Consider the following 13,362-nt stretch of genomic DNA (forward strand, 5'->3'; position numbering starts at 1 on the left):
ATCCTTGTGGCGAAGAGAGGAGGTCATGGCAGTTGTTGCTCCAGCGGGCCGCCGAGTACTTTCAGGTATTCCAGCAACGCCCAGCGCTCCTGCGGCGCAAGCGCTCGACCGATGACCCCGTTGCCACGCTTGCCGGCACGGAATTCGTGGCCGCTGTTGTGGTTGCCGGTGATTGCGGTATCGAACAGGAATGCGTTTTTAAAGGCTTCGGTACGATAGCCCAAATGGCGCGGGTCGTAATCGAAGGTGCCTTTATAGAAGGTGCGGCTGCGCTCGTCCTGAGGGGAGAGCAATTGGTAGATCGTTGGCACCGAGCCGTTGTGCAGGAACGGCGGGGTGGCCCAGACCCCGGCCAGCGGACGAGCCTTGTAGGCCCGCAGTTCACGCACGCCAATCGGCAAACCGTAGCCGTCCAGGCGCGGACGTTCTTCCGGCGTCACACCTGCTGCGCGGTAGGCCTGTTCTCCGACAAACGCTGTGACATACGCCAGGCCCTTGGCCACCGACAGCGTGCTCAGGTCCAAGGGTTCCGTGGGCGTCGGATGCAGTTCGACGTTCAACGGTGCCAGCTCGCTCGTATCCCACTGCAAGGCGCTGAGGTCGTAGCGGTGATCGGCAATGTTGTTGGCGGTGCCGGGGTCGGTGCCGATGGCGTCCACCGGGAGCATTTTCAGGTGTTGCACCGGGCGGCCGTTTTCCTGCGTGACACTGGGCACGTGACAGCCGGCGCAGTTTTCGCTGAACAGGGCACGACCTTGGGCGGCCAATGGTTTGTCAACGGCACCGAACAATTGCTCCGGCCAGGTCGGCGGCTTGAGCCGTTGCAGGGTTTCCTCGATCAGGTTCAAGTCGCGCACGCGCACGCTGGATGGGTAGCGCGCGTCGCCCTTGAGCGGTTGGCCGGCGCTGTCGAAAAAGGCCAGGGTCGCGCCAACGCCTAGCGCCTCACCGATATTCCGCGCCATGGGCTGCTGGGCCGAGCCGTTCCATTGCACCCAGTCGAACCTCCACATGTCCCACAATTGCGGGTAATCCACCGGCGCGTTGGCAATGCGGTAGTTATCGGGGGAAATGGCATCGCCAAAACTCGCATTGGCGATACGGCCGAACGCGTCAGTGCGGCCCGGTCCTTCTTCGGTGGGGTAGAGGCCACGATGCGTGTCATTCCAGGCGACTTTGAGGAAGGTATCCAAGGACGTCTTGAAGTCCTCGCGCAGTTGATCGTATTGGGCGTCGTACTGATTACCCAGCACGTTGTGGGCGAAACGCTTGAACTTCCACGGGTTGTAATAGGTGGAGGCGAGGCTGGCCACCAGGGCCTGGCCGAAGCTGCCGCCACGCAAGGTCGGCACACTGGAAGGCAGCACGTGTTGGGCCGCGCCACCGTCGACGCGCAAGGCCTGGCCGTTGAAACGTAATTCGCCGGTGTGGCAGGCAGCGCAGGTGATGTCGAGAAATTCGTCGTTGCTGCCCGGGTTTTGATGCCGGGTAAACCCCACTGGCAGGTTGCCGGGGTTCGAGGGTGTGGCCCGCTGCCCGGGCTCTACCAGAAAGCCGAAGCGCGCCAGGTACTCGGGCGCCGCAAAACGCTGTTCGGAGAACGGCAGTTCCAGGGCGGTGAACCACTCATAACGCAAGCCCTTGACCTGGGTGCCCTGGGGCGTGAAATAGTACGTCTGGCGGTCGGCGGCGCTCCACTGATCCTGGAAATGCACGTGCTTCACGGGCACATAGTCCGGCAGTTTCGGATTGACCACGTAATAGAGCACCACCGCCAGTATCAGTACCAGCAACGCCGCGATCAGCAGTAATACACGGGAAAAAATGCGCAAGATAACTATCCTTGTCGAGTTGTCAGGTTCTTATGCCATTCGGCGCAGTATGCGGCAAGTGGCCATGATCGGCGTGCCGAGTCGCTTTTCAATCGTCCCGCAGGCCGTCGCAGGGCCCTGGAATAGATGAAAATGCTTTTAAACACGTGAACTTATCAGAAGTTTCCTGCTCAGATGCCGGTAGCCATTGGTCGTGGCCGCCTGATAAGCTCGCGACTTTATTCGATTGCCCTTTTGGCGCATGAACAAGGAAATAGCATGAAACAGCATCGGTTGGCGGCGGCGGTGGCCCTGGTTAGCCTGGTACTTGCGGGTTGTGATTCGCAAACCAGCGTAGAGCTGAAAACCCCGGCGCAGAAAGCTTCCTACGGTATCGGCCTGAACATGGGCAAAAGCCTGGCTCAGGAAGGTATGGATGACCTGGACTCCAAAGCGGTTGCCCAAGGCATTGAAGATGCCGTCGGCAAGAAAGAACAGAAGCTGAAAGATGATGAGCTGGTAGAAGCGTTCGCCGCACTGCAAAAGCGTGCCGAAGAACGTATGACCAAGTTGAGCGAAGAGTCGGCAGCTGCCGGCAAGAAATTCCTCGAGGAAAACGGCAAGAAAGCGGGTGTTGTCACCACCGCTTCCGGCCTGCAGTACGAAGTCGTGAAGAAAGCCGATGGCGCTCAGCCAAAGCCGACTGACGTAGTGACTGTCCACTACACCGGCAAGCTGACTGACGGCACCACCTTTGACAGCTCCGTGGATCGCGGTAGCCCGATTGACCTGCCGGTCAGCGGCGTGATCCCGGGTTGGGTCGAAGGCCTGCAACTGATGCACGTCGGCGAGAAGTACAAACTGTACATCCCGGCTGACCTGGCCTACGGCGCCCAGAGCCCGAGCCCGGCGATTCCAGCCAATTCGGTGCTGGTGTTCGACCTGGAGCTGCTGGCTATCAAGGACCCGGCCAAGGCTGAGGCACCTGAAGCACCCGAGGCACCGGCTGCCAAGTAACTCGGCGGTTGAACCCACAACGCCCCGTCTCGACGGGGCGTTGTGGTTTCTGGAGGACGGTGTTTTCTGTGGATGCCGCCCTGGAGTCTTGCAGGGCAGAGGCTACGGGATGTGATATCCAGAAGGCGCCTGTCTAAAATCAAACGAACGCCCGCGTGTTAGAGCAGTCAGATAAGGAGTCGGGCACGGTTAGCCGCAGATGCGCTCCAAGTCAATGAAATCTTGGGTTTTTTTTATGTGCGCAAAAAACGCCCGATCTGACTGTGGCCCTTGTAAATCGGGGCTTTCAGTCGTGAAAATGCGCTCTGTTCACAAGGTTATCCACAAGTTGTGTGGATAACCTTTTCTCTCGACTGGGACTGGAGTGATGATGAAAGCACCCTGGAATTTCGCCCGTTTCCTGCCCTTGGCCGCCCGTCTCATCGGTCGTGGACGCCTGCCGACGTTATTGTTCGCGGTCGCCGCCAAAGGCTCCAGCCAGGGTAACCGGTTGGGCAAGCTCAAGGATGATCTCAAATTGCTCCAGGCGCTGTGCCTGGCGTACTGGCGCGGCGAGTATCGGGCGATCAGTCCCAAGGCGCTGGTGTCAGTGGTAGCGGGGCTGATGTACTTCCTCAGCCCGATTGACGCGATTCCGGACTTTCTGCCCATGTTCGGCATGCTGGACGACATCGCGGTATTGGCCTGGGTCATGAAGACCCTGGACGGCGAACTGAGTGCTTTCCGTGCCTGGCGTGAGCGCCAGCGCCCGGAAAAGCTGGTGGTGGTGGAGCGCCTACCTGCCACGCCTCAGCTCTTGCAGGCGGAAAACCCGAAAAAAAACTGAAGACGCCAACTATCCCCCCGCGCCCTTCAGGACTGTTAGGATTACACTCATACGGAAAGTACTTACTTAGTAAGTGTTGTAATCCTACGGGGCGGTCATGGATATTCAAATAATTTCACGGGATGGCAAGCCCGAATACGCGGTACTGCCATGGGATCAGTACGAGGCGCTGTTAAACGCCGCCGGCCTGCATCAACAGGCGTCGACGCCATCTTCAAGTCCCGCTGCCGAGCGGGCGTTGCACCCATTGGCGCAACTGCGCAGCTTGCGCGAAGCGAAGGGCCTGGCCATTGAAGCCCTGGCCCGCACCGTGGGCATCAGCCCGTCTTACCTGGGGTTGATTGAAAGTGGCGAGCGCCAGCCGGACGCTGCCATTCGCCGCAGCCTGGCCTGGGAACTGGGAATCGCCGGTTGGAGGGAAGAAATGTGAGTCTGCGCATCAGCCGTCAACATTGGGATGGATTGCTCAACGAACTCGATCAGGCCCGGCGCCAGCGACACCTTTTGACTTATCGCGCGTTGCTGGAACGTCTGCAATTTCCAACGCCGGCCATGCAAACCCTGACAGCGGCGCTGGAGCACCTGGCGGCCCTGGATGCCAAGGCCGATCAGCCATTGCGCAGTTCCCTGGTGATCAGCCAGGGGGCAAGCCGTTTGCCACGTACCGGGTTTTTCGAGTGTGTGGAGCGCCTGGGGCGTTTTTGCGGTCCGTCCGATGGCGTGGCTGCCGCATCATGGCACGCCTCGGAGGTGGTCCGAGTGTTTGAGTATGATTACCCTGAAACGGCGCAGGCCTGAGATGCTCTGGAAACTCAGGGCGTATGCCAGTTACTGGTTGGCGCGCAAATTGTTTCACTGGTCCTGGGTCATGCGCCAACCCCGTGCCTGGCACTGGATGGAAGGTCAGTTCGCACGCATGGCCAACCTGGGCAATGTGCAAGCGCAGAGCTTTTACGGGCACATCCTGACCTTTCGTGGTCAAGGCCTCGGGGCGCGTGAGGAAGGTGTGCGCCTGCTGCGCCTGGCTGCCCAGGCCGGTGACGGCAAGGCGGCCTATCAGGTCGGCGTGTTGAGCCTGGCGGGTAGCCTGGGCAAGGCTCCGGATCCGATAGAGGCCGCACGTTGGTGGAAAATCGCGGCCAAGGCAGGACACCCGCTCGCGCAAATTCGCCTGGAACAACTCTGATCGCTACAGGTCGATGGGATCCGCTTGCCGCTGCCGGCTGTCAATCACATGAATGCTGTATCCCGCCACATTCTTCGCGTGATGCTTGGCCTGCGACGCCAGTTCGGCCAGTTGGCTGGCATTCAGTTGTCCACAGCTGTGCGGGTGTAAATGCACCACGCCAATGGACAGTGACAGCAACGCAAACTCCTGCCGCACGCCTTGGCGATTCAGCGCGACAAAGCAGCCCGCCTCCAGGTGTTCGCTGCGGTAGAAGCGTCGACACTGGGTCTGGAAATCATCCAGCAACTGGTTGAGGCGCTTGCGCCAATCCTGGGCGCCCAGCACCAGCAGAAAATCATCGCCGCCAATGTGCCCGACAAAATCACGGCTGGGGTCTATCCGGTCGGTCAGGCATTGCGCCAGGCAGAGCAACACTTCATCGCCACGGCCGTAACCGTAGATATCGTTGAAGGGTTTGAAACTGTCGATATCCACATAACAAATCACCGATTCGCGCTGCTGCTGCAACAGCCGTGTCAGGCACTGCTGAATCGGCACGTTCCCCGGCAGCAGGGTCAGCGGGTTGGCGTAGCGAGCCTGCTGGATTTTCAGCTCGGTAATCAACTTGAGCACGTCGATCACCCGACCCAATCCCAGATAATTGCCGTTGAGGGTGATGATGAAGTCTTCTTCGATACGCTGCCGGGCACGGCTGGTGAGCAGGCGGCTGACTTGTTGCAACGATTGGCTCAACTCGACCGCCAGGAAGTCATCACTCATCAAGCGACTGATGGGTTTGCGCGCAAACAGGTCAGTGGCAAAGGGTTTGAGCAAGGCATCGGACAGCGAATGCCGGTGCACGATGCCCACGGGCTGGCCGCGCTCATCCAGCACCGCCAGCGAGTTGAGATTGGCTTGGCGCCGGAACGCTTCCAATACCTGGGCGGTGGCAGTGTTCTGAGCCACGGCTGGCTGCTCGTTGAGCAGGGCGCTGAGGTCGCTGGCTTCATCGTTGAGCGTGGCGTTGCTGTTGTCCGGTCTGGACAGCAGTAACCGTGCCTCCTGGGGTGGCTGCTCTTGAGGCCGGCAGAGCAAATAACCCTGGATCAGGTCGACACCCATTTCCGTCAGCACCGCCAGTTCCTCCTGCAACTCGATGCCTTCGGCAATCACCTGGGCGCGGGATGCCCGGGCGATTTGCAGGATTGAACCGACGAACTCGCGTTTCAGCGCGTCCTGATGAATGCCGTCGATAAAGTGTCGGTCGATTTTCACGTAATCCGGGCGCAGCTCGGACCACAGTCGCAGGCTGGAATAGCCCGCGCCCAAGTCATCCAGGGCAATCGAAAAACCCATGGCACGGTAGTGATGGAGCGCGGTTTGCAGCAGTTGAAAGTCGTCGGTCGGACTCTGCTCGGTGAGTTCGATCACTACCTGATTGGGGGCGATCCCGACGTCATGCAGCATTTGCAGGGTTCGTCCGGGTTGATGGGCGGTCTCCAGTAACGATTCCGGCGAGACATTGATAAACAGTTTGCCCGGCAGCTTTTGCTCGCTGAACCGTCGACACGCGCTGTGACGGCAAGCCATTTCCAGCTCATTGAGACGTCCGGCGTGCCGGGCCACTGAAAACAGTACGAGAGGCGAGTGCAGGGCGCTGTTGGACGGACCGCGACTGAGCGCTTCGTAGCCGACGATACGCCGCTCGGAGATGGAAATAATCGGTTGGAACAGACTGTGCAAACTGCCTTGGGCCAGGATGGAGCCCAGGGCATACAGCTGTTCGGTCATAGTCATGGTGGTCTCTGCCAAAAAAAAGGACCGCGAGCCTGGGGCGCGCGGTCCTTTATTTCACGACAGAATGATGTCTATTTGATGACGATCCAATCAGCGATCACGTCAAATTGCCATCATTTACTGCTTGGCTACCGTCTTGCTGATTTTCAGGTAGTCCAACAGAATCCGACCGGTCTCGGCCAGGTAGGCGTCATCCTCCGGCTTGGTCTTTTCAGGCTCGGTCGGCAACGCATCTTCGTCTTCCTTCTTCAGCTCTTTGAGCGGGTCTTCACCTTTGGCCTTGCGGCGGATGTTTTCCAGTGCGAGCTGTTGGTTTTCGATGTCGGTATGCTGCGCGCGACGATCCACTTCATTGAGACTGACGGTTTTTTCGGCCATCAACTTCTTGGCCAACGCCAGTTTGTCGCGGATAAACACGAACTCGGCATCTTTGGCTGAGCGAATATCGTGGTCGCTTTTGAGCTGCGCCAGATACGGTTTGAACGGGTCCGACGCGGGCTTGATAGCCGGGCGGATGGTGTCCCACGGCATGGCTTCGGGCAACGCGCTTTCGCCGATTTCCTTGGTGTCGATGAGCGACGGGAAGTCGATATCCGGCAATACGCCCTGATGCTGGGTGCTCTGGCCGGAAACCCGGTAGAACTTGGCCAGGGTCAGCTTCAATTCGCCATGGTTGAGCGGTTGAATGGTCTGCACCGTGCCTTTGCCGAAGGTCTGCCCGCCGACGATCAGCGCGCGGTGATAGTCCTGCATCGCACCGGCGAAGATTTCCGAGGCCGAGGCCGAGAGACGGTTGACCAGCAATGCCATCGGCCCTTTGTAGAAGGCGCCGCGGTTCTCGTCTTCCAGCACATCCACGCGACCGTCAGCGTTGCGTACCAACACGGTCGGACCCTTGTCGATAAACAGGCTGGTCAGTTCGGTGGCTTCCTGCAACGAGCCCCCGCCATTGTTGCGCAGGTCGATGACCACGCCGTCGACTTTCTCTTTCTGCAACTCGGTCAGCAATTTCTTGACGTCGCGAGTGGTGCTCTTGTAGTCCGGATCACCGGCACGGAACGCCTTGAAGTCCAGGTAGAACGCCGGGATTTCAATCACTCCAAGCTTGTAGTCCTTGCCATCCTGCTTGAGGTTGAGCACCGACTTCTTCACCGCCTGGTCTTCCAGCTTCACCGCTTCACGGGTGATGGACACGACTTTGCTGGTCTGATCGTTGGGTGCGTTGGTGTGCGGAATCACTTCCAGGCGCACGACACTGCCTTTCGGCCCGCGGATCAGCTTGACCACTTCGTCCAGGCGCCAGCCGACCACGTCGACCATTTCCTTATCGCCCTGGGCCACGCCGATGATCTTGTCGGCCGGTGCAACCTGCTTGGTCTTGTCCGCCGGGCCTGCCGGCACCAGGCGCACGATCTTGACCTGATCGTTGTCACTTTGCAGGACGGCACCGATGCCTTCCAGCGACAGACTCATATTGATATCGAAATTTTCCGCGTTATCCGGTGACAGATAATTGGTGTGCGGGTCGTAAGACATTGCGAAGGTGTTGATGTAGGCCTGAAAGATATCTTCGGCACGGGTCTGGTTCAGACGCGCGAGTTGATTCTTGTAGCGCTTGGTCAACAGCTCCTGGATCGCCTTGGGCTCTTTGCCGGCAATCTTCAGGCGCAGGACTTCATCCTTGACGCGCTTGCGCCACAGGTCATCCAGCGCGGCGGTGCTGGTCAGCCACGGCGCGTCCTTGCGATCCACCAGCAAGGTTTCCTTCTGGTTGAAATCGAGCTTGTCGACGCCCTTGTCCAGCTCACCCAGAGCGAAGTCCAGACGCGCCTTGACGCGGTCCAGGTAGCGCTTGTAGATGGTGAAGCCAGGCTGCAGGTCGCCGCTCTTGAGGAAGTCGTCGAACTGCGTCTTCCACTTGTCGAACTCGGCCACATCGCTTGCCAGGAAGTAGCTGCGCGAAGGATCCAGCAACTTGAGGTAGCTTTCATAGATGATCACCGAACGTGCATCGTCCAGTGGCGGCTTGCTGTAATGGTGACGCTTGAGCAGCTCGACGACGTTAAGGCTGGCAATCACCTCATCGCGATCAGGCTGAAGTTTGTCCCAGCTGTTGGCTGCGAACGTATTGGTCGACATCGACGTCAAGCCGAGACCAATGAAAAGAGCGAGGGCGGTGCTGGGGAACAAATGCTTCATGCTGATTCGACGCGGGGGCAATTGATAACGCATATTAGGCCGTCTTTGAAGTCGCCGGTTCCATGAGGGCCGGTCGCATAATGCAAAAAGCCCGACGCAACAGCAACGGGCTCAGTCCAGACTCACTATGGAGGCACTGTGAAAGCATTGCAAGGCGTTGAAGGTCATGTGGAGTGGCTTGAAGAGCCAAGTCTTACATGTGATGTAGGGCAAGTTCGCATTCGCGTGGCGGCAGCGGGACTGAATCGGGCCGATTTATTACAGCGTGCGGGGCTCTATCCGCCACCGGCCGGGGCGAGCCACGTCCTTGGCCTGGAGTGTTCCGGGGTGATCAGTGAAGTCGGGGCCGGTTCTTCCTGGCAGGTCGGGGATCGGGTTTGCGCGCTGCTGGCGGGCGGCGGCATGGCCGAAGAAGTGGTGGTCGATGCGCGTCACGTGCTGCCGGTGCCGGAAGGTTTATCGTTGGCCGAGGCGGCGGCATTGCCCGAGGTGTACAGCACGGCCTGGTTGAACGTGTTCCAGCTGGCGGCGCTCAAGCCGGGAGAAAAGGTGCTGTTGCATGCTGGCGCGAGTGGCGTGGGTTCTGCGGCCATCCAGTTGTGCAAGGCGTTCGGCAGCCCGTGCTGGGTCAGTGTCGGCTCGGCGGAACGTCTGGCGTATTGCGAAGGGCTCGGCGCCCAGGGCGGCGTGGTGCGGACTGAGGGCATCGAAGCGCTGGGGGATTTTGGCCCGTTCGACGTGATTCTCGACCCGGTAGGCGGCAATTACGCGACGCAGAACCTCAAGCTGATCGCGCAGGATGGCCGTTGGGTGTTGATCGGCTTGATGGGCGGGCGCCAGGCGCAGCTCGACCTGGCGCAGGTGCTGGCCAAGCGAGTGCAGTTGTTGGGCTCGACCCTGCGCAGCCGCGACGATCAGTTCAAGGCCGATCTGTTGAGTGATCTGGGGCAGCAGGTATGGCCATTGTTCAGCGAGGGGCGCTTGAGCCCGCAATTGGCCAAGACGTTCCCGATCCTGGAGGCCGAGGCGGCCTTTGCCGAATTGGCGACTAACCAGATTTCCGGCAAGCTGGTGCTGGTCATCGACGAGACGCTGGCCTGACCACGATCCCACGTTGAACCGGATCAAGTGTGGGAGCGGGCTTGCTCGCGATTGCGGTGTGTCAGCCAACAAACCTGGCACTGGTCCACCGCGATCGCGAGCAAGCCCGCTCCCACATTTGAGTGGGGGTCAATTCAGAAAAGGGCTGTCAGGTCCACTGGTGGATCGGCCAGCCGGCCTTTTGCGCATGTTCGCGCAGCACTGGATCAGGATTCACCACCTGCGGATGGTCGACCTTGAGCAACAACGGCAAGTCGTTGCGTGAGTCGGAGTAGAAATACGCGCCTTCCAGACTCTGATCTTCCTGGGCCAGCCATTCCATCAGGCGGGTGATCTTGCCTTCGCGGTACGTCAGCACCCCGACGGTCTGGCCGCTGTACACCGCGTGAGCGACATCCAGCTCAATCGCCAGCACTTCATCAATGCCGATCCGCGCCGCAATCGGCTTGACCAGGTGAGTGCCCGATGCCGAGATCACCAGTATTCGGTCGCCTTCGGCGCGGTGCCGGGCGATGGTCCTGGTGGCGTCGCTGTAGATCAGCGGTTCGATGATGTCCTCCACCCACGGTTCCACCAGATGTTCGATTTCTTCCGGCGTGCGGCCGATCATCGGCTCGAGGCTGAAGTCCATGTAGTCCTGCATGGCCAATTTGCCCTGACTGTAGGCCTCCATCAGCTCATCGTTGCGACGCATGAACGATTCGGCGTCGACCCAGCCCAGACGCCCCATCTGTTCGCACCACAGGCTCGCGCAATCGCCGTGAATCAAGGTGTCGTCCAGATCAAAAATTACCAATGCCATCAGTCATGCTTCCTTAGTAAACGCTGCATCTTCAGGCTACCTCACACAGCGCACCAGGATCGATAGAAAGTGCCAGGCGCTGGCCATCCGGGTGCAAATCGTCTGCCGAGCGATTGAGCACGTCCACCACCAGCTCGACGCCCCGGGTTTCCACGCGGTAGCGAATCACGTTGCCCAGCAGGCTGTGACTGCGCACCAGGGCGTCCAGTTCGCCGCTGCGGCTGAGTTCGATGGCTTCCGGGCGAATGGCGATACGTCCGCTGACCGGGCGCTGCAGCAGCTTGCTGGCCGTTTCGGCGTCCAGCAGATTGTAGTTGCCGATAAAACCCGCGGCAAACGCATCCACCGGAGCGGTGTAGAGGGTTTCGGCGTCGCCGCTCTGGACGATCCGACCCTGGTTCATCAGGAAGATGCGGTCGGACATGGTCAGGGCTTCTTCCTGGTCATGGGTCACAAAAATGGTCGTCAACCCCAGTTCGCGCTGGATCTGGCGGATCTGTTCGCGCAGGTGTTTGCGAATCCGCGCATCCAGCGCCGACAGCGGCTCATCCAGCAACAGCAGGCGCGGACGCGTCACCAGGGAGCGGGCGAGGGCAACGCGCTGGCACTGGCCGCCGGACATCTGGTGCGGGTAACGGCTCGCCAGGTCCTTGAGTTCCACCAGTTGCAGCACTTCCTGTACGCGCGCGTGGCTGTCATCGGCGTTGACTTTCTGCATGCGCAGGCCGAAGGCGACGTTCTGCTCCACGGTCATGTTGGGAAACAGCGCATAGCTCTGGAACACCATGCCGATATGGCGTTTCTGCGGGCTCAGCGGCACGATGTCCTGGCCATCCAGCAGAATCTGGCCGCTGTCTACCGAGGTCAGGCCGGCAATGCAGCGCAGCAGTGTGGACTTGCCGCAGCCGGACGGGCCCAGCAGGGTGACGAATTCGCCTTTGGCGACCTCGCAGTTGATGTCACTGAACACCGGAGTCCCGGTGTAGCTTTTTTGCAGGTGCTGGACGCTGACGAAGCTCATTGGCTTTTGTCCTTGTTCAAGGTATTGGCGGCCCAGGTGAGCAGCAGCACAAAGAGGAAGTAGGAAATGACCACGGCGCTGGTGAAATGCCCGCTGCTGTTGCGCATGTTGTTGAGGTAGACCTGCAAGGTCTCGTAGCGCGTGCCGACGAGGATATTGGCGAACACGAACTCGCCGAACAGGAACGAGAACGACAGCAGCAACGCGACCATCAAGCCCTTGCGCAGGTTCGGCAGCACCACCAGGAACGCCGCCTGCCAGGTACTGGCGCCGAGCAGTTGGGCGGCGTCCATCAGGTCACGCAGGTTGATGGCCTGCAGGTTATTGGTGATGGCGCGGTACATGAACGGCAACGCTACGGTGAAATAACAGCCGATCAGAATCCACGGCGTACCGACCATCGCCAGCGGCCCCGAGCCATACAGCTGCAGCAACCCCACCGACGACACCACGGGCGGTACCGCGAAGGGCAGCAGGATCAGAATATTCATCAGCGCATCGAGCCTGGGAAAGTGGTAGTGCACCACAAACAACAGCGGCAGGATCAACACCACCGAGAGGAGCAACGCACCGACGCACACCAGCAACGATTGGCCAAAGGCATGCAGGAAGCGCGGGTCGCTCCACAGTTGCACATACCATTTGAAGGTAAAGCCCGACGGCAGGATCGTCGCTGACCAACTGCTGGCGATGGAATACACCAGGGTGCCAATCAACGGCAGCACCAGGATGGCAAACAACAGGTACACCACTACCCGATGGTAGAGGGCGGCCTGGCGGGTTTCAGCGCGAGACATGGTAGCTCCTCTTGAGCAGCAGTTGATGGACGACCGTGACCACGGTCATCAGCGCCACCAGGATCACCGCCAAGGCGCTGGCCATGTTCGGGTCCAGGGAAATATCGCCGGAGACCATGGCGGCGATGCGGATCGGCAGCACGTTGAAGTTGCCGGTGGTCAGCGCGTAGACCGTGGCGTAGGCGCCCAAGGCGTTGGCTAGCAGAATCACGAAGGTACCGAGCAGCGCCGGGGTCAGCACCGGCAGGCCGATATGCCGCCAGAAATGCCAGCCGTTGGCACCCAGCAGCGCGGCGGACTCGCGCCAGTCTTCGCGCAGGGCATCGAATGCCGGGTAGAGCAGCAAGACCCCGAGGGGAATCTGGAAGTAGGTGTACAGAATGATCAGGCCGGTCTTGGAGTACAGGTTGAAGTCCTGAATGATCCCGGCCTGCTTGAGCATCAAGGTGATGCTGCCGTTGAACCCGAGCAGGATGATGAACGCAAAGGCCAGGGGCACGCCGGAGAAGTTGCTGGTCATGTTGGCGAAAGCGCTGACGAAATTGCGCAGTGGCGAATCCACCTTGCGCAGCGAGTAGCTGCCCAATATGGAAATGATGATGCCGAACACGCTGGAGTAGAAGCTGATCTCAAGGCTGTGTTGGATCGCCTGCAGATAGAACCGCGAACTGAAGATCCGGGTGAAGTTCTCCAGGCCCCAGCCGAACTCTTCCGATTGCAGGCTGTTGAGCATCACCCAGCACAGCGGCGCGATTTGGAACACGATAAAGAACAGGGCGAAGGGCACCAGGCACAAGGCGGCCAGCCATTTGCCACGGGTCAT

At 59.8% G+C, this 13,362-nt stretch carries 13 protein-coding genes; 6 read left to right on the forward strand and 7 right to left on the reverse strand.

The window, feature by feature from the left end:
- Positions 1-23: 23 nt before the first annotated feature.
- On the reverse strand, positions 24-1,832 hold the full coding sequence (locus AC6CIA_RS14490) for a di-heme-cytochrome C peroxidase (RefSeq protein WP_498312900.1): 1,809 nt from the start codon (positions 1,830-1,832) through the stop codon (positions 24-26).
- 258 nt (positions 1,833-2,090) lie between these two features.
- On the opposite strand from AC6CIA_RS14490, the gene bamJ reads away from it, so the two are divergent.
- The 5 genes from bamJ to AC6CIA_RS14515 all read left to right on the forward strand — a co-directional run bounded on the left by bamJ (position 2,091) and on the right by AC6CIA_RS14515 (position 4,840).
- The gene (gene bamJ, locus AC6CIA_RS14495; RefSeq protein ID WP_498312902.1) at positions 2,091-2,828 is read left to right on the forward strand and encodes a BamJ family beta-barrel-assembly machinery protein; all 738 of its coding nucleotides are present in this window, start codon (positions 2,091-2,093) and stop codon (positions 2,826-2,828) included.
- Positions 2,829-3,198: 370 nt separating this feature from the next.
- The gene (locus tag AC6CIA_RS14500) at positions 3,199-3,654 is read left to right on the forward strand and encodes a YkvA family protein (protein WP_339530596.1); all 456 of its coding nucleotides are present in this window, start codon (positions 3,199-3,201) and stop codon (positions 3,652-3,654) included.
- A 97-nt stretch (positions 3,655-3,751) separates the two neighbouring features.
- Positions 3,752-4,084 (forward strand): helix-turn-helix domain-containing protein, encoded by a 333-nt coding sequence (locus AC6CIA_RS14505; protein WP_498312904.1) that lies wholly within the window; start codon positions 3,752-3,754, stop codon positions 4,082-4,084.
- Complete coding sequence (locus AC6CIA_RS14510; protein ID WP_339530516.1) at positions 4,081-4,452, forward strand: hypothetical protein; 372 nt, start codon at positions 4,081-4,083, stop codon at positions 4,450-4,452. The genes AC6CIA_RS14505 and AC6CIA_RS14510 overlap by 4 nt, the downstream gene beginning before the upstream one ends.
- A gap of 1 nt (position 4,453) precedes the next feature.
- A complete protein-coding gene (locus AC6CIA_RS14515) occupies positions 4,454-4,840 on the forward strand; it encodes a tetratricopeptide repeat protein (RefSeq protein WP_498312999.1) in 387 nt (128 codons plus the stop codon).
- Positions 4,841-4,843: 3 nt separating this feature from the next.
- Here the strand turns inward: AC6CIA_RS14515 and AC6CIA_RS14520 are convergent, their stop codons facing one another.
- Both AC6CIA_RS14520 and AC6CIA_RS14525 read right to left on the reverse strand, forming a co-directional pair.
- Positions 4,844-6,619, reverse strand: coding sequence for a bifunctional diguanylate cyclase/phosphodiesterase (locus AC6CIA_RS14520; protein WP_498312906.1), 1,776 nt, complete (start codon positions 6,617-6,619; stop codon positions 4,844-4,846).
- 117 nt (positions 6,620-6,736) lie between these two features.
- Positions 6,737-8,818, reverse strand: a complete 2,082-nt coding sequence (locus AC6CIA_RS14525; RefSeq protein ID WP_498312908.1) for a carboxy terminal-processing peptidase — start codon at positions 8,816-8,818, stop codon at positions 6,737-6,739.
- Positions 8,819-8,956: 138 nt separating this feature from the next.
- On the opposite strand from AC6CIA_RS14525, the gene AC6CIA_RS14530 reads away from it, so the two are divergent.
- Entirely contained in the window at positions 8,957-9,919 is a 963-nt protein-coding gene (locus AC6CIA_RS14530) for a zinc-binding dehydrogenase (RefSeq protein WP_498312910.1), read from the forward strand.
- Between the two features lie 148 nt (positions 9,920-10,067).
- On the opposite strand, the gene AC6CIA_RS14535 is transcribed toward AC6CIA_RS14530, so the two are convergent.
- The 4 genes from AC6CIA_RS14535 to AC6CIA_RS14550 are packed head-to-tail and all read right to left on the reverse strand — an operon-like array spanning position 10,068 to position 13,362.
- The gene (locus tag AC6CIA_RS14535) at positions 10,068-10,721 is read right to left on the reverse strand and encodes an HAD family hydrolase (RefSeq protein WP_498312912.1); all 654 of its coding nucleotides are present in this window, start codon (positions 10,719-10,721) and stop codon (positions 10,068-10,070) included.
- Positions 10,722-10,752: 31 nt separating this feature from the next.
- Positions 10,753-11,742, reverse strand: a complete 990-nt coding sequence (locus tag AC6CIA_RS14540) for an ABC transporter ATP-binding protein (RefSeq protein WP_339530506.1) — start codon at positions 11,740-11,742, stop codon at positions 10,753-10,755.
- Positions 11,739-12,539: an ABC transporter permease gene (locus AC6CIA_RS14545; RefSeq protein ID WP_339530504.1), complete on the reverse strand. Its 801-nt coding sequence runs from the start codon at positions 12,537-12,539 to the stop codon at positions 11,739-11,741. Before AC6CIA_RS14545 ends, AC6CIA_RS14540 begins: the two co-directional genes overlap by 4 nt.
- On the reverse strand, positions 12,526-13,362 hold the full coding sequence (locus AC6CIA_RS14550) for an ABC transporter permease (protein ID WP_339530503.1): 837 nt from the start codon (positions 13,360-13,362) through the stop codon (positions 12,526-12,528). The genes AC6CIA_RS14545 and AC6CIA_RS14550 overlap by 14 nt, the downstream gene beginning before the upstream one ends.

It is taken from the genome of Pseudomonas sp. GQ91 (assembly GCF_059758795.1).